The sequence below is a fragment of the Embleya sp. NPDC005971 genome (assembly GCF_040629175.1).
In the GTDB taxonomy this organism is placed as follows: Bacteria; Actinomycetota; Actinomycetes; order Streptomycetales; family Streptomycetaceae; genus Embleya.
Genome location: NZ_JBEXUX010000059.1, coordinates 1 through 21,119, shown reverse-complemented (window position 1 = coordinate 21,119; position 21,119 = coordinate 1). Strand labels below are relative to the sequence as shown.

At 72.2% G+C, this 21,119-nt stretch carries 18 protein-coding genes and 1 pseudogene; 9 read left to right on the top strand and 10 right to left on the bottom strand.

Annotated elements, in window-relative coordinates; all coding sequences use genetic code 11:
* Window positions 1–4: 4 nt before the first annotated feature.
* From ABZ374_RS36775 to ABZ374_RS36755, 5 genes are all read left to right on the top strand, one after another.
* Window positions 5–337, top strand: a complete 333-nt coding sequence (locus tag ABZ374_RS36775; RefSeq protein ID WP_360319753.1) for a TcmI family type II polyketide cyclase — start codon at window positions 5–7, stop codon at window positions 335–337.
* 93 nt (window positions 338–430) lie between these two features.
* Window positions 431–2,164: an acetyl-CoA carboxylase, carboxyltransferase subunit beta gene (gene accD, locus ABZ374_RS36770; RefSeq protein WP_360319751.1), complete on the top strand. Its 1,734-nt coding sequence runs from the start codon at window positions 431–433 to the stop codon at window positions 2,162–2,164.
* Complete coding sequence (accB, locus tag ABZ374_RS36765) at window positions 2,164–2,814, top strand: acetyl-CoA carboxylase biotin carboxyl carrier protein (RefSeq protein ID WP_360319749.1); 651 nt, start codon at window positions 2,164–2,166, stop codon at window positions 2,812–2,814. Before accD ends, accB begins: the two co-directional genes overlap by 1 nt.
* Before the next feature lie 20 nt (window positions 2,815–2,834).
* The gene (locus tag ABZ374_RS36760) at window positions 2,835–4,226 is read left to right on the top strand and encodes an acetyl-CoA carboxylase biotin carboxylase subunit (RefSeq protein ID WP_360319747.1); all 1,392 of its coding nucleotides are present in this window, start codon (window positions 2,835–2,837) and stop codon (window positions 4,224–4,226) included.
* A gap of 66 nt (window positions 4,227–4,292) precedes the next feature.
* Window positions 4,293–5,330: a right-handed parallel beta-helix repeat-containing protein gene (locus ABZ374_RS36755; RefSeq protein WP_360319745.1), complete on the top strand. Its 1,038-nt coding sequence runs from the start codon at window positions 4,293–4,295 to the stop codon at window positions 5,328–5,330.
* 46 nt (window positions 5,331–5,376) lie between these two features.
* Here ABZ374_RS36755 and ABZ374_RS36750 read toward each other — a convergent pair whose 3' ends face one another.
* Window positions 5,377–6,855, bottom strand: a complete 1,479-nt coding sequence (locus ABZ374_RS36750) for a multicopper oxidase family protein (protein WP_360319743.1) — start codon at window positions 6,853–6,855, stop codon at window positions 5,377–5,379.
* 245 nt (window positions 6,856–7,100) lie between these two features.
* Here ABZ374_RS36750 and ABZ374_RS36745 point away from each other — a divergent pair, with 245 nt between their 5' ends.
* Entirely contained in the window at window positions 7,101–7,427 is a 327-nt protein-coding gene (locus ABZ374_RS36745) for a chaplin (RefSeq protein ID WP_360319741.1), read from the top strand.
* Window positions 7,428–7,585: 158 nt separating this feature from the next.
* Here the strand turns inward: ABZ374_RS36745 and ABZ374_RS36740 are convergent, their stop codons facing one another.
* The 4 genes from ABZ374_RS36740 to ABZ374_RS36725 all read right to left on the bottom strand — a co-directional run bounded on the left by ABZ374_RS36740 (window position 7,586) and on the right by ABZ374_RS36725 (window position 12,077).
* Entirely contained in the window at window positions 7,586–8,395 is an 810-nt protein-coding gene (locus tag ABZ374_RS36740) for an SAM-dependent methyltransferase (RefSeq protein ID WP_360319841.1), read from the bottom strand.
* Between the two features lie 160 nt (window positions 8,396–8,555).
* Window positions 8,556–9,425, bottom strand: a complete 870-nt coding sequence (locus ABZ374_RS36735) for a hypothetical protein (RefSeq protein WP_360319739.1) — start codon at window positions 9,423–9,425, stop codon at window positions 8,556–8,558.
* 217 nt (window positions 9,426–9,642) lie between these two features.
* Window positions 9,643–10,428, bottom strand: a complete 786-nt coding sequence (locus tag ABZ374_RS36730; protein WP_360319737.1) for a hypothetical protein — start codon at window positions 10,426–10,428, stop codon at window positions 9,643–9,645.
* 251 nt (window positions 10,429–10,679) lie between these two features.
* On the bottom strand, window positions 10,680–12,077 hold the full coding sequence (locus ABZ374_RS36725) for a salicylate synthase (RefSeq protein ID WP_360319735.1): 1,398 nt from the start codon (window positions 12,075–12,077) through the stop codon (window positions 10,680–10,682).
* A gap of 154 nt (window positions 12,078–12,231) precedes the next feature.
* Between ABZ374_RS36725 and ABZ374_RS36720 the strand changes: the two genes are divergently transcribed.
* Window positions 12,232–13,875 carry an AMP-binding protein gene (locus tag ABZ374_RS36720; RefSeq protein ID WP_360319733.1) on the top strand — a complete coding sequence of 548 codons (1,644 nt, stop codon included), beginning with the start codon at window positions 12,232–12,234 and terminating at the stop codon, window positions 13,873–13,875.
* Between the two features lie 130 nt (window positions 13,876–14,005).
* Entirely contained in the window at window positions 14,006–14,794 is a 789-nt protein-coding gene (locus tag ABZ374_RS36715; RefSeq protein WP_360319731.1) for a VOC family protein, read from the top strand.
* A 116-nt stretch (window positions 14,795–14,910) separates the two neighbouring features.
* Here ABZ374_RS36715 and ABZ374_RS36710 read toward each other — a convergent pair whose 3' ends face one another.
* The 4 genes from ABZ374_RS36710 to ABZ374_RS36695 form a co-directional block, all read right to left on the bottom strand.
* Window positions 14,911–17,256, bottom strand: a complete 2,346-nt coding sequence (locus ABZ374_RS36710) for a heavy metal translocating P-type ATPase (protein ID WP_360319729.1) — start codon at window positions 17,254–17,256, stop codon at window positions 14,911–14,913.
* A 121-nt stretch (window positions 17,257–17,377) separates the two neighbouring features.
* Complete coding sequence (locus ABZ374_RS36705; protein WP_360319727.1) at window positions 17,378–18,376, bottom strand: hypothetical protein; 999 nt, start codon at window positions 18,374–18,376, stop codon at window positions 17,378–17,380.
* Window positions 18,377–18,465: 89 nt separating this feature from the next.
* A complete protein-coding gene (locus ABZ374_RS36700; protein WP_360319725.1) occupies window positions 18,466–18,741 on the bottom strand; it encodes a cation transporter in 276 nt (91 codons plus the stop codon).
* Window positions 18,742–18,984: 243 nt separating this feature from the next.
* On the bottom strand, window positions 18,985–19,551 hold the full coding sequence (locus tag ABZ374_RS36695) for a DoxX family protein (protein WP_360319723.1): 567 nt from the start codon (window positions 19,549–19,551) through the stop codon (window positions 18,985–18,987).
* 97 nt (window positions 19,552–19,648) lie between these two features.
* On the opposite strand from ABZ374_RS36695, the gene ABZ374_RS36690 reads away from it, so the two are divergent.
* A complete protein-coding gene (locus ABZ374_RS36690) occupies window positions 19,649–20,116 on the top strand; it encodes a MarR family transcriptional regulator (protein ID WP_360319721.1) in 468 nt (155 codons plus the stop codon).
* A 97-nt stretch (window positions 20,117–20,213) separates the two neighbouring features.
* On the opposite strand, the pseudogene ABZ374_RS36685 reads toward ABZ374_RS36690, so the two are convergent.
* A pseudogene (locus ABZ374_RS36685) lies at window positions 20,214–21,119 on the bottom strand (peptidase M28); the annotation flags it as partial.

Genomic DNA, 21,119 nt, shown 5'->3' with positions numbered 1-21,119 from the left:
GCACATGCACCGCACCCTGATCGTGGCCCGGATGAAGCCCGATTCGGCCCCCCGAATCGCGGACATCTTCGCTTCCTCCGACACCGGCGAACTCCCGCACCTGGTAGGGGTCACCGGCCGCAGTCTGTTCCAGTTCGGCGACCTGTACCTGCATCTGATCGAGGCCGATCGGCCACCGGGGCCCGCCGTCGCCAAGGTGGCCGGACACCCCCAGTTCCGCGACATCAGCGAGCGACTGGCCGTGCACGTGGGCGCGTACGACCCGGAGACCTGGCGGTCGCCGCAGGACGCGATGGCCCGGGAGTTCTACCGCTGGGAGCGGGACGCGCAGGTATAGCGCGTACGGCCGTCGTGTACGTCGCTGTCGGCCAACGCCCCTTCTTCTTGGGCCCCTTCGTCCCAGGCCCCTTCGTCCAAGGACCCTGAAGCCATGATCGAGACCGACCTCGGGCTCACCGTCCACGCCCGACCCGACTGGGTCAAGTGCGGGCGCTGCGCCGAACTCGTATACGGCAAACGCTTCGCCCGGGACCTACAGGTGTGCCCCGACTGCGGTGATCACGCCCGGCTCACGGCGCGGCAACGACTGGATCAACTACTGGATCCCGGCTCGGAGACTCCGCTGACCGCCGGGCCCACCCCCCACGACCCGCTGGACTTCGTGGACTCGCGCCCCTACGCGGAGCGCCTGGCCCAGGCGCGCGCCGCCACCGGCATGGACGAGGCGGTGCTGTGCGCGCGGGGCACCGTCCACGACCGGCCGGTCGTGGTGGCCGCGATGGACTTCCGCTTCCTGGGCGGCAGTCTCGGCTGCGCGGTGGGCGCGTTGGTCACCGAGGCCGCGAACGAGAGCCTGCGCAGCCGTACTCCACTGCTGCTGGTCACCGCCTCGGGCGGGGCCCGCATGCAGGAGGGGGTGCTCTCGCTCATGCAGATGGCCAAGACCGCCCACGCCCTGGCGGAGTTGCACGAGGCCGGCGTCCTGGTGGTGTCGCTGATCACCGACCCCACCTACGGCGGGGTGGCCGCCTCGTTCGCCACGCTGGCCGACGTCATCCTGATCGAACCCGGCGCCCGACTGGGCTTCGCCGGCCCCCGGGTGATCGAGCACACCATCCGCGAACGGCTGCCCACCGGCTTCCAGACCGCCGAATTCCTGCTGGAACACGGGATGGTCGACGCGATCACACCCCGACCGGCGTTGCGCGCGACCATCCGCCACCTCCTCGCAGCGGGCGATGCGCGCGAGGTGCGTCCCGAGGAGGCACCGGGCGAGCCGACCACGCAACCGCCCGCGCCCGGACCGGCGGCGAACGCGTCGACGGCGAACGGGGCGGCGGACCAGGGCGATCCGTGGGAGGCGGTCCGGCTGGCCCGGCACCCCGCGCGACCCACCGCCCTCGACTACGCCGGGCGAATCCTGGACGACTTCCACGAGTTGCACGGCGACCGGATCGGCGCGGACTGCCCCGCGGTGATCGGCGGCATCGGCCGGCTGGACGACCTGCCGGTGATGCTGATCGGACATCACAAGGGGGGTGACAACCTCGCCGAACGTCAACACCGCAAGTTCGGCATGGCCACCCCGGCGGGTTTTCGCAAGGCCGCCCGGCTGATGCGGTTGGCCGCCAAGCTCGGCCTGCCGGTGATCACCCTGGTGGACACGCCCGGCGCCAACCCCGGACCGGACGCGGAGCGGGACGGCCAGGCCGTGGCGATCGCGGAGAACCTGCGCCTGATGTCCCGACTGCCCACCCCGATCGTCACGGTGATCACCGGCGAGGGCGGCAGCGGCGGCGCCCTCGCGCTCGCGGTCGCCGATCGGGTGATGATCGGCGAGCACGGTGTGTATTCGGTGATCAGCCCGGAAGGGTGCGCGGCCATCCTGTGGAAGGACGCCGCAGCCGCGCCCGCGGCCGCCGCGGCGCTGCGCATGCGTCCACGCGAACTGCTGCGCCTGGGCGTGGTCGACCGGATCGTGCCCGAGCCGCCCGGTGGCGCGCACACCGACCCGGGCAAGGCCGCCGCACTGCTGCGCGCCGCACTGATCCCGGTCGTGCACGAGTTGCGCGCGCTGGACCAGACCCGGCTCCTGCGCGAACGCGGGGACCGATTCCGGGGCTTCGGCGTCGCGCCGGCTGCCCGTGTCGAAGGAAGTGCGTGATGACCCCACCCCACGGAGCTCCGGACGCGCACGACGCGCACGCCGACAACCACGTCAACCACTCCGGCTATGCGGACGAGCGGTGGGTCAAGCCGCTCACCCCCGCCTCCGCCGCGCAGCCGCACACCCACCCGCACCCGGCCGACCGGCCGCAGCCGGCACCCTCCGCCCCGGTTCCGCCGCGGTTGATCCGGTTGCGCTGCGGCGACACCAGCATCGAGATCGAGTGGCCGGAAACCCCCGCGCCCGGCCCGGCCGCCGTCGCCCTCGACGCACCCGCCGCCGCGCCGCGGAGCGAGCAATCGGCCGCGCCGGAGGGCACCCGGCGGTTCGTCCGCGCGCCGATGGTCGGCACCTTCTACCACGCGCCCGAGGTGGGTGCGAAGCCCTTCGTCAGCCTCGGCGACACCGTCCGCGCCGGTCAGACGGTGGGCATCCTGGAGATCATGAAGATGATGAACACCATCACCGCCGAGGTGTCCGGACAGGTGGTGGAGGTGCTGGTGGCGGACGCGCAACCGGTGGAATACCACGAGCCGTTGCTCGCGATCGAGCCACGCGCGACCGGCCGGGACGCGAACGCCGAGCACGACGGCGGGCCCGACGACCGTCCCGGTACGGGCCACGACGGCCCGGCCGGGCGGCACTGACAACGACCGAGGGGGTCCAGGTGTTCTCGACCGTGCTCATCGCCAACCGCGGGGAAATCGCCCTGCGGGTGGCCCGCACCTGCCGCGAACTCGGTATTCGCAGCGTCGCCGTGTACTCGACCGCGGACCGTGATTCCGCCGTGGTGCGGTTTGCCGACGAGGCCGTGCACATCGGCCCGCCATCCGCCAGATCCAGCTATCTCAACATGCCGGCGATCATCGAGGCGGCCCGACGCACCGGTGCGCAGGCGATCCACCCGGGCTACGGATTCCTGTCCGAGGACCCCGACTTCGCGGAGATCTGCGAAGCGCACGGGATCACCTTCATCGGACCGCCGCCGCACGTGATGCAGCAACTGGGCGACAAGAGCGAGGCGCGCGCGGTGATGGCCGCCGCCGGGCTGCCGGTCCTGCCGGGCAGCGACGCCGCGTTGGCCTCGCCGGCCGAGGCGGCCGAGGTCGCCGCCCGGGTCGGCTACCCGGTGATCCTCAAGGCGGTCGCGGGCGGCGGCGGTCGCGGCATGAGCGTGGTGCGCGACCCCGACGAACTGGCCTGGGCGTACCAGGACACCCGGGCGCACGCCCGTGCCGTGTTCGGCGACGAACGGCTCTACCTGGAGCGCTACATCGACGACGCGCGGCATGTCGAGGTGCAGGTGTTGTGCGACGGCCACGGCGGCGCGGTGCACCTCGGCGAGCGGGACTGCTCGGTGCAGCGTCGGCACCAGAAGCTGGTCGAGGAGTCCCCGGCCCCGCACCTCCCGGCGGAGGTACGCGACGCGATGTGCGCGGCGGCGCTGCGCGGCGCGAGCGCCGTCGGCTATGTGGGCGCCGGCACCTTCGAGTTCGTGGTCACCCCGGAACACCGGTTCCACCTGCTGGAGATCAACTGCCGGATCCAGGTGGAACACCCGGTGACCGAGATGGTCACCGGCGTCGACATCGTGCGCGAACAGCTCGGCATCGCCGCCGGCGCACCGCTGACGTTCGGTCAGCAGGACGTGGTGCCACAGGGGGTGGCGATCGAGTGCCGGATCAACGCGGAGGACCCGGACCGGGGGTTCGCGCCGACCCCCGGTCGGCTCACCGAGTTCGTGCCGCCCGGCGGGCCGTGCGTACGGATCGACACACACGCCTACCCGGGGTGGACCGTGGGCCCCGACTACGACTCGCTGCTCGCCAAGGTGATCGTCTGGGCGCCCGATCGGGACCGGGCCATCGCGCGCGCCGAGCGGGCGCTGGGCGAGTTCCGGGTGGCCGGCGGCGGCGTGCACACCACCGCGGGCTTCCTGCGCCGACTGCTCGCCCACCCGGTGTTCCGCGCCGGGAGACATTCCACCGCCCTGGTCGACACGATGACCTCGGATCCCGCCGAGGTCGCGCCGGCCGCACTGCCCGAGCCCGTTTCCTGAACCGCGCCCGCGCGCCACCCTCTTGCTCTTCGCCACTCCCTCTCTCCCGAAGGCAGAACTTCGCTCATGCACGCACAACGGCTGCTTCCTCTCGCCTGCGCCACCGTCCTGACCGCGCTGGGCTCCGTCCTGGCCCCGGCCGCGCACGCCGACACCCGGCATGTGGTCCATCCCGGCGAATCGATCCAGGCGGCGGTGGACGCCGCCGCGCCCGGGGACATCGTCGACGTGCTGCCCGGCACCTATCCCGGCAGCGTGACGATCGCCACGGACGGCGTGACGATCCGCGGGAGGGGCGAGCGCACCGTGATCACCCCGGGGGAAGTGGACGCGGCGAACGTGTGCGCGGCGGCGGGTCACGGGATCTGTGTGACCGGCACGGAGGAGGATCCGGTGTCCGAGGTACGGATCCAGTCGTTGACGGTCACCGGCTTCGGCAAGACCGGAGTGATGGGCAGCGGCACCGAACACATGGTGGTGCGGCGCGTGTTCGCGCACGACAACGGGGAGCACGGGATCGGTCAGGAGAAGTCCACCCGCGCCGAGTTCACCGACAACACCGCCGACGACAACGCCCAGGCGGGGCTGTTCCTGGCCGATACCGCCGATGCGATGGGCGCGAGCATCGCCCGCAACCACGCCTCGGGCAATCGGCTCGGCGTGTTGATCCGGCGCGGACGCATGTTGGCGATCGAGTACAACGAACTAACCGGGAACTGCGCCGGCGTGTTCATCGTGGGTGACGAAACCCAGCCGGTGGCCGGGGCGTTGGCGATCCGCCACAATCGCATCGACGAGAACAACAAGTACTGCGAGGCGAATTCGCGGCTGGCCTACATCCAGGGGTCGGGCATTGTGCTCACCGGCGCCCAGGAGACGCAGGTGAGCGACAATCAGGTCCGGGACAACCGGGGCGAGTCGCCGATGTCGGGTGGCATCGTGATGGTGCCCAGCTTCGCCGGCGGGCCGACCACGAACAACGTGATCTCGGACAACGTCGTGCAGCGCAACGAACCGGCGGACCTGGCGAATCGGGACGCCGCAGCGGACAACACGTTCACGGCGAACGTCTGCGGCCGGTCGGAACCGGCCGGCCACTGCTGACCTGCGGTGCCTGGCGGGCGGCAACGCCCGCCCCACGCAGTCGGATTCAGCCCGGCCCCGACATGCCCGGCATGTCGGGGCCGGCGGGTGGGGTGTCGCCGTAGCCCAGGGTCGCCATCATGCCCAACTCGCTGTGGTAGAGGTTGTGGCAGTGCAACATCCATTCGCCGGGATTCTCGGCGAGCACGTCCACGGTGACGCTCTCCCGCGGACGCACCACCACGGTGTCCTTGCGCGGCCCGCCCCCGGCGGCGCCCCGCACCTGGAAGGTGTGTCCGTGCAGGTGGATCGGGTGCCACATGCGGGTGGTGTTGGTGAAGGACAACCGGACGCGCTCGCCGACGGCGACCGGCACCCGCAGCGGGGGCGTGTCGAACGTGGCGGTGGTGCCCAGTCTCCACCCGGTTCCGTCGGGTCCTCGACCCAGCACGAGATCCACGCCGCGAGCCGGCGCGTCGCCCAGATCCACCGAGGGGTCGGCGACCAGGTCCGCCAGGGTGAGCAGACGGCCGTCCGACTCGGGCACGTCGACCGAGGCCGAGGGCGCCTCGCCGCCCGAGGTGCGCACCACCGCGAACGCCCGGTCGCCCTTGCCCTCGGCGAGGGCCACCAGCGGGAACACCCCGTCGGCCAGCGTGACCAGTACGTCGTAGCGCTCGCCCATCCCGATCAGCAGCGTGTCCACGGTGACCGGCAACACCGGGTATCCGTCGGTGTGGGTGACCGTCAGCTCGTGTCCGCCCAGGGCGACCCGGAAGGCGGTGTCCGCCCCGGCGTTGATCAACCGCAGCCGCACGCGGTCACCGGGCGCGGCGCCGAACTCCTCGGGGGCCTGCGGGGTGCGGCCGTTGACGAGGTAGTGCGGGTAGGCGAGGTGACCGGCGACCCCGCCCAGCAGCGTGCTCAGCATGGTCCGCACCGGTCGGGGTCGATCGCGGATGTCGGCCAACGCCGCGTCCGGGTCGGTGCCGGTGCCGTCGAGCCAGTCGTCGAGGACGACGGTCCACTCCGCGTCGTAGCCGAGCGGCTCGGCCGGGTCCTCCACCACGAACGCCCCGTAGGCCGCGCGGTCGAGTTGGGTGCCCACGTGCGAGTGGTAGAAGTACGTGCCCGGATCGGGCGCGGTGAAGCGGTAGTCGAAGACGCCGCCCGGAGGCACCGGGACCTGGCTGAGTCCGGGGGCGCCGTCCATCGCCGGATCGATCCGCACGCCGTGCCAGTGCACCGTGGTGTCCTGCGGCAGGTTGTTGCGCAACCGCGCGGACACCGTGCCGCCGGCGGTGACCCGGATCTCCGGACCGGGCACCCGGTCGCCGTAGCCCCACGTGGGCACGGTGCGTGAACCCAGGTCGACGGTGACCGGCGCCGCGTCGAGCAACACGGCGGTGTCCGCGACGGGGAGCACCGATCGTGGGGCGGCGGGGCCGGTGCCGAGCAGTGCCCGAGGGCCGCCGGCGAGCAGGGCGGCGGTGCCGGCCGTACCGAACAGCAGGGCGCGGCGGGTCGGGTGGGAGGGGACAGGCACGATGCGGCCCTGCTTCCTGGGGTCGGCTTGCGATCGGGCTTCGCCCGCCGGGGGCACCGGCGCGGTTCGGCGGCCAGTACCCCGCGCCGACCCGCCGAACACGCCGTTCCGGCCCGGCATCGCCTCCCGCCCGGCGGGTGCCGCCACCCGGGTGAACACCGCGAAAGAGCAGTTGCCTGCCGGGATTCGGGTCGTTGCACCGGTCGGTCGCGCCCATTCACGGCGCCATCCGAAACGGAGCTCAGATGAACACGATCAAGAAGTCCGCGGCCCTCACCGTCGGCATCGCCGCGCTCGTCATGTCGGGTGCCGGTGTCGCCAACGCCGGTGCGGACGCCCAGGGTGCGGCGGTCGGTTCGCCCGGCGTCCTGTCCGGCAACAACCTCCAGGTCCCGATCCACGTGCCGATCAACATCTGCGGCAACAGCCTCAACCTGCTGGGTGCGCTCAACCCGACGATCGGCAACGTGTGCGCGAACGTCGACGGCGACCACGACAAGGGTGAGCACCACTCGAACGGGCACGGCAAGGGTGAGGCCCCGCAGCACCACGGTGGCGGCCACCAGGGCTGACCTGTCGATGCCGCTCGTCCTCCGGCGATAGCGCTCGACACCGCTGAACCGGCGGCCCCTCCGATACGGACGGATCCGAGGGGCCGCCATGCCGGGCGGTCGGGGCGTGTCTTCGGCGGCGCGGCGGGTGTCTCGGGCCCACGTCCGGCTCCGGCCGGCTACGGTTTGCGGCCCACCGCGCCGTACATGGCCACGTCCGGGGTCCGGTCGCCGGCCTCGGGCCGCCAGCGCGAACACGAGACGACGCCGGGTTCGAGCAGTTCCAGACCGTCGAAGAAGCGCGCGATGCCCTCGGGCGAGCGCTGCTTGAGCCGGGGCGTGCCGTGCGCGTTCCAAAAGGCCACGGCGTCGTCCACGTCCGGTGGCGCCGGGGGGCTGGTCACCGTGTGGGACAAGGCCAGGTGACTGCCCGAGGGAAGCGCGTCCAGCAGTCGGCGGACCGTCCCGTACGCCTCGTCGTCGTCGTTGACGAAGATGATCACGCCGAGCAGGACCAGCGCGATGGGCCGGCTGAAGTCCAGTGTCTTGGCCGCGCGGGCCAAAATCTCGTCGACGTCGCGCAGATCGGCGTCGATGTAGCGGGTCGCCCCCTCCGGACTGCTGGTCAGCAGGGCCCGGGCGTGCACGAGCACCAGGGGGTCGTTGTCGACGTAGACGATCCGCGATTCCGGGGCCACGCCCTGGGCGATCTCGTGGGTGTTCCCGGCGGTCGGCAGTCCCGTGCCGATGTCGAGGAATTGGCGGATACCCAGGTCGCCGGCGAGATGGCGGATCGCTCGGCCCAGGAACTGCCGGTCGGCGAGCGCGTAATCGCGCGTTCCCGGGTGGATCGCGGCGATCTGATCACCGGTCTCGCGGTCCACGGGATAGTTGTCCTTGCCGCCCAGCCAGTAGTTCCACACCCGGGCGGTATGTGCCACCTCGGTGTCGATCTTCCGCTCTGGTAAAGCCGATTCTGCGTCGAGCATGGACTCGGCCACGAACTCTCATCTCCGGATGCCGTGTGGGGTGGTCCAGGCCAATCTAGGCGCCCGGTACACCCGGCCGACAGGCATCCCGGTGAACGTTCCATCACGTTCGGCAAACATTTCCGGCCCTGCCGGCCATGCCGGCCGCCGGGCCGCGGCGCTATCGGGCGCGTTCGTGCACGAGGTCGGTGAAGCGCCGCAAGGCGGTGTCGTCGTCGATGATGAACAGGTTGGGCTCCACCAGTTCCAGTTCCATCAGGACCGGGGATCCGTCGTCGGCCAGGGCCAGGTCCACCCGGGCGTACAACGGTGTGTGCGAGCCGGGCACGGCAGCCAACGCGGCTGCGGCCAGGTCCAGTTCGGCGGCCGAGGGTTGGTGCGGGAGCAGGCCCGGATGCGCTTCGCGATCGTTGTCCAGGACGCCCGGCTCGGTCAGCACCGGCCCCTTGCGCATCGCGTGGCTGAACGCGCCGCCGAGGAAGACCAACGCCCGTTCGCCCTCGTCGATCCGGGACAGGTAGGGCTGCACCATCGCGGTCGCCCCACCCGCGTGCAGCGCGGCGACGTGTCGACGGGCGGCGTCGCGATGCCGCTGCGCGTAGCGGGCGGTGTCGCGGGCGCCGGCCGAGACGGCGGGCTTGACCACGAACTCGCCGTGCTCGGGCAGGATCGGCGGCTCGCCCGGGGCGACGAACCGGGTGGGCACGACCGGGACACCCCGGGCGGCGAGTTCGTGCAGGTATCGCTTGTCGGTGTTCCACCGCAGCAGGGCGATCGGATTGTCCAGCCGGGTCACCGCCGCGACCGCCTCCGCCCAGGCCAGGTAGTGCGTTCGGCGCTCGGCGTAGTCCCACGTGGATCTGATCACCACGGCGGCGCAGGCCGACCAGTCGAACCCCTCCGCGTCCCAGCACACCGCCACGGCGTCGAGCCCGCGGGCGCGCAGCGCGGCGAGCATCGCCGGCAGGTCCCGGTCCAGGGCGAGCCCCGGGGTCGAGGTGGCCAGTGCCACCCGGATCGCGTCGGACATGCGAACCTCCGCATCGGGGCGAAACAGGAACCGCGCCGGTCGGCGCGAGTTCGCCCAGCCTAGGGTTCCCGTGCCCGACGGGTGGTACGCGGTCACCTCGGGTCGGTCCGAACGGGCGAAGGGCAGCGGTCCGGGACGACACCGCCGGCCCGACGCAGCCGTGAGGCGTGCCGTCGGGCCGGCGGTGGGTGGCGCGTCCGGGCGTGCCCGGGGTGGTTCAGGCGCCGGGGCCGGTGAACAGGCCGCGGCCGGCCTTGATCGCGCGACCGGCCTTGACCAGGCCCTCCGTGGACGTGCGCACGCTCTCCATCCGGCTCTTGGTGGCGGTCTCGCCCAGGGCCTCGGTGAGTTGGCGGACGTTCATGGGTTCGCCGGTGCCTTCCAACAACGCGGCGATCTCGTCGCGCAGGTGGGAGCGGACCGGGCGAGCGGCCACCGGTTCGGGTGCGACCGGCTCGGGTGCGACCGACTCGACGGGAGCGGCCTTCGCCCGCGTGGTCTTCCTCTTGGCGGCGGGCTTGGCAGCGGACTTGCTCGCCGGCTTCGCGGCCGGCTTGCCGGCGGGCTTGGCCGCCGGGGTCTTACGCGTCGACGCGGACTGTATCCGCGTCTTTTCCTTCGTGGCGGCGACCGCCTTGCGCTTCCGGCTCGGGGCCGGAGTGGCGACGACGACCTCTTCGACCGGCGCTGCTTCGACCGCGGCCTCTTCGACCACGTCCGCCTCGACCGGCGCCTCCTCGACCGGCACGACCTCGACCGGCGCCTCGGCCGGGGTTTCGACCTCGACCGGCACGACCTCGACCGGTGCGACGGGCTCGACCTCGACCCGCGGCAGCGGCACGAGCGGACGGATCAGCGCGAGGTGCTCCACCGCGCTGATCCGGGCCGCCAACTGCCGTTCCACATCTGCCAGTTCATCGCGCAGTCGGTCTCGCTGCGCGGTCAGTTCGGTAGCCTCCCTCTCCAACGAAATCCGCAGTTCGTCCACAGACGATGCGACCATCCGGCGACTCCTTCTCATGCCACTGGGACAGTGAAAGGGTGAACGCAACCCACCGATGGGCCGACGATTCCCCTCCCGGCGGGTGGGAACTTCCCACCCGCACTGCGCCCATGATCCACCGAAACCCCTTTCCGCGGGGCGGCGGTATGCAAGTGTGATGAAGGGAAGGCCGTAATGGTGTAGGGAAGCCGCCGGCCGCCGGGTACCGTTCCGGCCCGCCGGGCCCCGGTCGAGGCGGGCCGGAACGGTGGTCAGCCGGCGGTCAGCACGGCGGGGTGCGGGTCCCCGGTGTCGCCGGTCGGGTCGACGTGTTCGGGAACGAGGAAGCGCGAGACGCTGTACAACTTCTCCCGGGTCTCCTCCAACTCGCGCTCGGGGGTGGAGTGCGCGACGACGCCCGCGCCGGCCCGCAGCCAGGTGTGCCCGTCGTGGCGGAAGACGCTGCGCAGCACCAGGGCCGCGTCCAGGGTGCCGTCGGCGTCGACGGTGAGCACCGATCCGCTGTACAGGCCCCGGGGCCCGCTCTCCAGACGGTGGATCAGCCCGCATGCCTCGGCCTTGGGAATGCCGGACGCGGTGACCGCGGGGAAGAGCGCGGCCACCGCGTCCCACGCGGTGCGCCCCTCGGCCAGTCGGCCGGACAACCGTGAGGCCAGGTGTTGCACGCTGCCGCGTTCCTTGACGCTCATGAAGTCGTCGATGTGCACGCTGCCTTCGGCGCAGACAGTGGCCAACTCCTCGCGGGCCAGGCGCACGGATATGGCGTGCTCGAAGACCTCCTTGGCGTCGCGGTACAACTCCTCGCGCCGGGACCGGTCCGCCGTGGGGTCGCCGGCGAACGCCCGGGTGCCCGCCAGTGGTTGGGTGGTCACGGTGCGGTCCCGGGTGACCCGGGCGACGATTTCCGGACTGAAGCCGGTCGCCTGCCACCCGCCCAGCCTCAGCAGGAACGACCGGGCCGGGTCGTTGCCCCGACGGCCGGCGAGATAGGTGGCGGGCAGATCGATCGGCTCGGGCACGGGCACGCGTCGGGAGACGATGACCTTGTCCAACTGCCCGGCCCGGATGGCGGCGACCGACGCGGTGACGGCCGCGCGATAGTCGTCGGCGCCGTGATCGCGCACATCGGCTCGGATCCGGGCCGCACGCACGGGCGCCTCGGCCGCCGAAACGGCGGCGGCGAGCCGCACTTCGAGGTGGTCGAGATCGTCCGGGTCCAGGGCGCGCAGCAGCGCCGCCCCCTCGGTCAGCCGGATCTCCCGGCGCGGCACGGCGACCCGGGCGATCGGCGGATCGTCCGTGCCGGCGGCCCGGGCCGGGCCGCCGCCGTGCAACGCGTGGCTCAGCTCGAAGGCCAGCCAGCCGTACGCCCGCCACCCCGTGACGTCGACCTCGGCCAGGGCGCGGGCCACCGCGTCCAGTGGGCGCGCCCCGGTGGCGACGGTGCGGGTCGCGCCGGCCACGGTCAGCGTGGTCGCGCCGACACCCGCGGACACGAGTGCGTACGGCGACTCCCCCCAACCGACTTCGCCTTCGTTCTCGTAGACGACGAACTCGTCCGTGGTGGAGGCGGCGAGGGCGGCGGCGACGGCGACGGGGTCGGCGGCGCAGGCCACCGGCCGCTCGTGGAAGACCGAGGGGGAGGTCACAGCTCTTCTCGCTTTCAAGAAGGGGCCAGCGTTCAAGAGACCGAGCGAAGCGAAATTCAGGTTCCCGGTGGGCGAGGACACGGCGACGTATTCAGGTTAGCCTAACCAAAGTCTCGCATCTCGAACAGTGATCGTTCCGGAGGTCGACCACCCGATGAGCCAAGCCAACTCGCCGGTGCCGCCCCGTGCTTCGGGCCTGACGCCGTGGCCGGAAGAGACGGCCGCCGCCTACCGCGCGGCCGGATACTGGGACGGCCGCACGCTGGGCGGGCTGTTGCGCGACTGGACCGCCGCGTACGGCGACGACCTCGCGGTCGTGGCCGGCGAACAGCGCCTGACGTATCGTCAACTCGACGCTCGGGCCGACCGGATGGCCGGGGGGCTCGCCGATCTCGGGCTGCGTGCCGGCGACCGGGTCGTGGTGCAACTGCCCAACGTCGCCGCGTTCCCGGTGTTGTTCTTCGCCCTGGCCCGACTCGGCGCGATCCCGGTGTTGACGCTGCCCGCGCACCGCATCACCGAGATCGGCCACTTGGCCCGGCTGAGCGAGGCCGTCGCCTACGTGGTGGCCGACGAGTTCGCCGGCTTCGACTACCGCGACCTGGCGACCCGAGTGCTCGCCGAGGCGCCCTCGGTGCGGCACGTCCTGGTCGCCGGCGACCCCGGACCGCATCGGGCCCTGGACACCGTCGACGGCGAACCGCGCCCGCACGCCGAGCCCGATCCGGGAGACCTGGCACTGCTGTTGGTGTCCGGCGGCACCACCGGCGTGCCCAAACTCATCCCGCGCACGCACGACGACTACGGGTACAACGCCCGGGAGAGCGCGCGCGCCTGCGACCTCGACGCGGACACCGTCTACCTCGCGTGCCTGCCGGTCGCGCACAACTTCCCGCTGGCCTGCCCGGGTCTGCTCGGCACGTTGTCCGTGGGCGGCACCGTGGTGCTCTGCCCGTCACCGGCACCCGACGCCGCGTTCCCGCTGATCCAGGCCGAGGGGGTCACGCACACCGCGCTGGTCCCGCCGCTGATCCCGCTGTGGCTGGGTACCGCCGAATGGGACGACAGCGACCTGTCCAGCCTGCGACTGCTCCAGGCCGGCGGCTCGAAGTTGTCCGCCGAGGTGGCCCGGACGGTGCCCGATGGACTGGGCTGCGCCGTACAACAGGTCTTCGGCATGGCCGAGGGCCTGCTCAACTACACCCACGCGGGCGACGACGAGGAGATCGTCACCGGCACCCAGGGCCGACCGCTGAGCCCCGACGACGAACTGCGCGTCGTGGACGCGGAAGGGCGCGACGTGGCCCCCGGCGAGATCGGCGAACTCCTGGTTCGCGGGCCGTACACGCTGCGCGGTTACTACCGGGCGCCCGAGGTGAACGCCACGGCCTTCACCGCCGACGGGTACTACTGCTCCGGCGACCTGGTCCGGCGCCTGCCCTCCGGATACCTGGTGGTCGAGGGGCGGGTGAAGGACACCATCGACCGCAACGGCGAGAGCGTCTCCGCCGAGGAGGTCGAGACCCACGTCCGAGCCCACCCGAGCATCGAACACTGCGCCGCGATCGGGCTGTCCGACGCCGACCGCGGCGAACGCATCTGTGCGGTGGTGATCCCGGTGGCCGGCGTCGAGGCGCCCACGCCGGCGCAGCTGCGCGCCTTCCTGATCGAACGCGGCGTCGCGGCGTTCAAGCTGCCGGATCACATCGCCGTCGTCACCGAGTTCCCGCTCACCGCGATCGGCAAGATCGACAAGCGCGCGTTGGTCGACACGTTGTCGCGGCCGGCGACGCACTGATCGACGCCGGACGGACGGACCCCGGGCCCGCGCACCACCGCACGTGACCGGGGTGGCGGGCGGTGGGGTGGGCGCCGACGATGAAGAGCACGGGGGTCGTTCTTCGTCGGCTTCTCTGGAGGTTCTCGTCATGCCCGTGGTCACCAACCCCTACGTGCCCGGCACACCGTGTTGGGTCGACCTGATGGTTCCCGACCAGCAGGCCGCCCTGGACTTCTACCGCGACCTGTTCGGCTGGCAGGGCGAGGTCGGGCCGCCGGAGACCGGTGGTTACGCCGTTTGCTCGCTGAACGGGAAGGCCGTCGCGGGCATCATGGCCGCGATGTCCCCGGACGGCGGGCCGCCGCCGCCGACCGCGTGGACCACCTACCTGGCCGCCATCGACGCGGACGCCACCCAGGAGGCGATCAAGAAGGCAGGCGGCCGGGTGATCATGCCGGCGATGGACGTGATGACGCTCGGCCGGATGGGTGTGGTCGCCGAGCCCGGGGGCGCGGTGTTCGGTCTGTGGCAGGCGCGGGACTTCGGTGGCTCGGAGGTGGTCAACGAGCCCGGCGCGGTGATCTGGAACGAGCTGAACACCGGCGACGTCGCCGCCACGAGCGCGTTCTGCTCGACCGCGCTGGGTCTGGAGGCCGCGGCGATGGAGGGCGCCGAGGGCTACTACGCGCTGAGCGCGGGCGACCGGGTGGTCGCCGGGATGCAGGATTTGACCCAGTTGCCGCCCGGCACGCCCGCGCACTGGCTGACCTACTTCTCGGTGGACGACACGGACAGCACCGTCGACGCGCTGGTCAAGGCCGGCGGCAACGTGCTCAAGCCGCCGTTCGACATGATGGCGGGCCGGATGGCCGTGGTCCAGGATCCGCAGGGCGGCGCGTTCGCGGTGATCCAGGCGGTGGGTCCGGCGCCGGCCTGAGCCCGATCCGCGCCCGGCGTCGCGAACACCTGCCGGGGCGATCCCCCGAACGGCCGAAGCCCGCTCGATGCGATGGCATCGAGCGGGCTTCGGCGATCGTGGTCGGGCGCGGCGGGTCAGCCGGCGATCGGGGCGGGCACGGCCGGGTCGGTCCGGTCGGTCGTGGTCGGGTGGGTTTCGTCGGCGAGAGCCTTGAAGCCGCGCAGGCGCAGGCTGTTGCTGATCACGAAGACCGAGCTGAAGGCCATCGCGGCGCCGGCGAGCATCGGGTTGAGCAGTCCGGCCGCGGCGAGCGGCAGGGCGGCGACGTTGTAAGCGAAGGCCCAGAACAGGTTGGACTTGATCGTGCCCAGGGTCTTGCGGGCCAGCCGGATCGCATCGGCGGCGGCGCGCAGGTCGCCGCGGACCAGGGTCAGGTCGGACGCCTCGATCGCGACGTCGGTGCCGGTGCCCATGGCCAGGCCCAGATCGGCGGTGGCCAGGGCCGCCGCGTCGTTGACGCCGTCGCCGACCATCGCCACGATCCGGCCCTCGGCCTGGAGCCGGGTGACCACGTCGACCTTGTCCTTGGGCATCACCTCGGCGTGCACGTGCTCCGGGTCGATGCCGACCTGTGCGGCGACGGTGTGTGCCACCGTGGCGTTGTCGCCGGTGAGCAGGATCGGGGTGAGCCCCAGCTCGCGGAAGCGCCGGATGGCCTCGGCGGAGGTGGGCTTGACCGCGTCCGCGACCACCAGGACGGCGCGGGCCCGGCCGTCCCAGGCCACCGCGACGGCGGTACGCCCCAGGGCCTCGGCGTCGGCCATCGCCCGTTCCAGCTCGACCGGCAACTCCAGGGCCCATTCGGCCAGCAGCCGGGTGCGGCCGACCAGCACGGCGTGGCCCTCGACGATGCCCTGCACGCCGAGCCCCTCGACGTTGGCGAAGTCCTCGGGGTCGGGCAGGTCGCCGACCCGCTCGGCGGCGCCGGCGGCGATCGCCTGGGCGATCGGGTGCTCGGAGGCGTTCTCCAGGGCACCCGCGAGCCGCAGCACCTCGTCCGCGTCCTCGCCGACGGCCAGGTGGGTGTCGAGCAGGGTCATCCGGCCGGTGGTGACGGTGCCGGTCTTGTCCAGGACGATCGTGTCGACGCGGCGGGTGGATTCCAGCACCTCGGGGCCCTTGATCAGGATGCCCAGTTGTGCGCCGCGCCCGGTGCCGACCATCAGCGCGGTGGGCGTGGCCAGGCCCAGGGCGCACGGGCAGGCGATGATCAGCACGGCGACGGCGGCGGTGAACGCGCCGGCGATGCCCTGTCCGGTGCCCCACCAGAAGCCGAGGGTGGCGGCGGCCAGCGCGATCACGATGGGTACGAAGATGCCGGAGACCTTGTCGGCCAGGCGCTGCACCTGGGCCTTGCCGTTCTGGGCGTCCTCGACCAGGCGGGCCATCCGGGCGAGCTGGGTGTCGGCGCCGATCCGGGTGGCCCGGACCACCAGTCGGCCGCCGGCGTTGACGGTGGCGCCGGTGACGGTGTCGCCGGGGCCGACCTCGACGGGGACCGACTCGCCGGTCAGCATCGAGGCGTCCACGGCGGAGGTGCCCTGCTCGATCACGCCGTCGGTGGCGATCTTCTCGCCGGGGCGGACCACGAACAGGTCCCCGACGGCCAACTGCTCGACCGGGATGCGCTCCTCGCGACCGTCCCGCAGCACCGCCACGTCGCGGGCGCCGAGTTCGAGCAGGGCCTTGAGCGCGGCGCCGGAGCGGCGCTTGGCGCGGGCCTCGAAGTAGCGGCCGGCCAGGATGAAGGTGGTCACGCCGGCGGCGGCTTCGAGGTAGATGTTGCCCGCTCCGTCGCCGCGTTCGATGGCGAAGGAGAACGCGTGGGTCATGCCGGGCTCGCCGGCGGAGCCCCAGAAGAGGGCGTAGACGGACCAGGCGAGCGCGGCGAGGGTGCCCATCGACACGAGGGTGTCCATGGTCGAGGTGCCGTGCCGCAGGTTGGTCCACGCGGCCTTGTGGAACGGCCAGGCGCCGTACGCGACGACCGGCCAGGCCAGGGCGAGGGAGAGCCACTGCCAGTTGGTGAACTGAAGGGCGGGCACCATCGCCATCGCGATCACCGGCACGGTCAGCACGGCCGAGATGAGCAGCCGGTCGCGCAGAGCGCGCACCCGACCCCCGTCCGCGTCCGCGCCCGGCGCCGGCTCGCCGGCGGCTCCGGCGGTCTCGGGCGGGGCGGGGAGCTCGGCGGTGTAGCCGGCGGCCTCGACCTGGGCGACCAGGTCGGCGGGGGCGATGTCGGCGGCGTAGCTGACCTTGGCCTTCTCGGTGGCGTAGTTGACCGTCGCGGTCACACCGTCGAGCTTGTTGAGCCGCTTCTCGATGCGCATCGCGCACGAGGCGCAGGTCATGCCGCCGATCGAGAGTTCGATCTCCCCGCTGTTCGGTGGCGCCGAGGTCTCGGTGGTCGAACCCATCGCCTGCTCCTTCGCATCTCGCTCGTACTGGTGTGGCCGTCCCACGATCACATTGAACTATACCCTAGGGGGGTATCAAGAGGACAGCGGTCGGCCTTTGTTTCGATCTTGACGGGTGTTGCTAGTGTCCGTGCTCGCCGTGTTCCGGGGTGCCGGCGGGCGGTGTGGCGGCCTGCGCCGCGGGTGTGTTCGGGGCGCCGACGGCGACGGTGAACTCCGCGGTGCGGACCGTGTCGCCGTGCCGGAAGTCCAGGTACAGGCGGTAGTTGCCCGCGCTGGGCGCCTGGGCGTGGAAGGCGATGCCGGGTCCCGCGGGGGTCTTGCCGTCGCCGGGCGCGCCCTGCGGGTGGACGTGCAGGTAGCCGAGGTCGCCCTGGCGGAGTGCGACCAGGTGGCCGTACGCGCCGAGGTAGGGCTGGAGGTCGGTGACCGGGCGGCCGTCCCGGCTCACGTTCAGGGTCAGCAGGCCCGACTGGGCCGCGGACAGGTCGCCGGTCAGGGTCACGGTGTAGCCGTCGACGGTCGCGGTGCGGGTCGGGGCCGGCAGCGCGGCCGGTTCGTAGGCGCCGGCGACGATCACGTCGGCGCCGAGGGTGAGCGGCCCGGCCGGGTCGCCGGTGGGGGTGAAGTCGGCGAACATCCGGTAGGTGCCGGCGTTCGCGAAGGTCAGCGGCACGCTCCAGGTCCCGTCCGCGCCGAGCACGGGGTGTACGTGTTGGAAGCCGGACAGGTCGCGCCGGGCCACGATCAGGTGCAGGTCCTTGTCGTGGGCACGGTCGTAGCGGGTCCATGGTTGCCCGTCCGGGCCGAGCACGCGGAAGCGGAATTCGGTCGAGGTGCCGGCCGGCAGCGGTTCGGCGGGCGGTACCAGGGTGTAGCCGCGTTCGGCGACCTGTAGGCCACCGGGCATCTCGGCGGCGGGTGCGGCGGCGGGCACGGCACCGGTCGGGCCGGTGGGAGCGCCGGTGCCGGTCGACGGGCCGGCGGCGCCGCCGTGCCCGCCGTGTGCGGGCGCCGGGTCGGAGCCGACCGGGCCGACCGCGTGGCCCACGCCGAACGCGGCGCCGAAGGCCAGGACGATGCCGGCGCCGAACGCGCCGACCTTGACTGCCGTGTTCATGGTCTCTCCGTGATCGATGCGTCGGGGTGTCGGCCGGCGGTGGGGCCGCCGGGAGGGCGTCGGGGCCGACCGCCGCCCTCCCGAGGTGGTCAGTGGCAGGTGCCGCAGCAGCTCGCGCCCGCCGCCGGCGCCTCGTCCGGGGTCGGGACGAGGGCGTAGCCGGCCTCGTCGATCGCCGCCGCGACGGCGGTCTCGGCCAGGGCGGTGTCGGAGGTCACGGTGACCCGGCCGCTCGCGAGGTCGACCGCGACGTCGGTGACGCCGTCGAGCAGGCCGACTTGGGCCCGCACCGACGAGACGCAGTGGCCACAGGTCATGCCGGTGACGGTGTAGGTGGTGGCGACGGCGGAAGTGGACGTGCTCATGGCGAAGCCTCCTGATGCTCGGTTTCGCCGCACCGGAGGTGGCCCGGTCGGCGAGTACGGTTACAACATACCCCCCCTAGGTATGTAGTCAAGCCCGTTCGAGTCGATCGGGAGTGCTGATTGCCGCCGAGGTCCGGCGGCTCGCGGTGCACGGGCCGCACATGGCTCGGCCCCGGCCCGGGAGTCCGGGTCGGGGCCGGCGGCGGTTCGCCGCGGGGTGGGGTGCGCGCACCCCGGGTCGGGTCAGTCGCGCAGCATCAGGATGACGCCGGCGGTGACCACTCCGATCGCGACGGCGGCGATGCCATAGGCGAGGCGGTGGGCCCGCAGAACCGGCAGGAAGCGGTCGACGGCAAGTCGACCGGGGCCGGTCAGCGCGAGTGCGGCGGCGGCCGAGGTCAGCAACAGTTCGTACTCCACGCCGTTGGGCGCGAAGAAGCCGCCGTCCCACTTGACCGCGACGGCGTTGATCATGGTGCCCACGATCGCGGCGGCGGCCAGGGGTGTGCACAGGCCGATCACCAGGGCCAGGCCGCCGAAGGTCTCGGTCAGGCCGGCCACCGTGGCCATCGCCTTGCCGGACGGGTAGCCGCTCATGGTGAAGAACTGGCCGGTGTCGTCCAGGCCGGCGCCGTCGAACCAGCCGAACAACTTCTGGCTGCCGTGTGCGGCCATGGTCAGGCCGACCACCACTCGCAGCAGGACCAGCCCCAGGTCGTAGCCGTGCAGGGACGGGCCGGGCGCGGTCGGCGACGCGGGGCCGGTGGGCCGGTCGGGGCTGCGGAGGGTCGTCTCGGCGGGGGAGGCCATGCGGGTGTCTCCTGTCGATGCGAGGGCAGTTCAAATTTGAACCACTTCGACGCTACAGGCCGACTTCGGCTTCGACAAGCTCAGTAGGCTGGGGCGCATGAGCGAACCGCGTTGGCTGGACGACCTCGAGATGGCCGCGTGGCAGAGCTTCGTCGAGGCCGGCCACCGCGTGGACCGAGCGCTGGAGCGACAGCTCAAGGACGAGGCCGGTCTCTCGCATCCGCAGTACGAGATCCTCGTGCACCTGTCCGCGGCGCCGGGCGGCGAACTGCGGATGGCCGAACTGGCCGAGGAACTGATCACGTCCAAGAGCGGGATCACCTACCAGGTCGCCCAACTGGAGAAGCTGGGACTGGTGCGCCGACGCGCGTGCCCCGAACAGCCGCGCGGCGTCTACGCGGTGCTCACCGAACAGGGCGAGCAGCGGTTGCGCGGCGCCGCCCCGGCGCATGTCGAGCGGGTTCGCGAAGTATTGATCGACGTCCTGGACCGCGAGCAACTCGCGGTCCTGGCCGAGGCGTTGGGCACGGTCGGCCGCCGGCTGCGGGCGCACGACCGGCCCTGATTGGCACCCGTGCCGAGCCCGAACGACGAGGCGCCCCGCTCCCGGACGATGCGTCGGGAGCGGGGCGCCGATCGTCGGTCGCCCGATCGGGGACGGGTCAGGAGATGCTGACGTCGTCCACGAAGAAGGTGGTCGTGGCGGACTCGTCCTCGGCGCCGGCGAACTGGAGAGTCACCGTCTGGCCCGCGTAGGAGCTCAGGTCGATGGTCTTCTGTACGTAGGTGCCGGTGGCGTTGGCGTTGGAGTAGGTGGCCAGGGTCGTGCCGTTGACCTGGACGTTGAGTGTGTCGTAGACCGTGTTGCCGACTTCCTCGGTGGTGATCTTGACCCACACGCGGAGTTGGCCGTTGGCCGGGACCGAGATGTTGGACTGGCTCAGGGTTTCGGTGGCGGTGCTGCCGTAACCCATCATCCAGGCGTACCAGCCACCGCTGTGCGGGGTGGCCTGGGTGCTGTTGGTGATGTCGTTGGCGCTCTGCGTCCAGTTGGCGGTGCCCTGCTCGAAGCCGCCGTTCTGGAGCGCGTTGCCCGGGTTGGAGTTGCCCACGGTCAGGGTGTACGTGGTCGTGTGGGTGACCGAACCGGTGCCGATGACGGAGATCTGGTAGGTGCCGGGAGTGGTGTTGGCCGCGACCGTGATGGTGGCGGTCGAGGACGCCCCGGACTGGACGGACGTCGGGTTGAAGGTCACCCCGACGCCGTTCGGCGCGCCACTGGAGCTGAGCGCCACGGTCTGCGCCGCGCCGCTCACGGTGGAGGTGTTCACCGTCGTGGAGACGGTGCCGCCGGTGGAGGGGACGTTACCCGCGCCGGGCGCGACCGAGATCGAGAAGTCCGGGCCGGGGGTGGTGCCGCCGACCGCGGTCTTCCAGATGGTGTAGGCGACACCGTCGGCGCTGCGGTCCAGGACCGTGGCGCTGATGTTGGCGGTGGTGTCGCACGCGGAGTGGTAGCAGGAGTCGTACGAGGCGTTGGCCTGGCCGCCCCACTTGGTGGCCTGTGC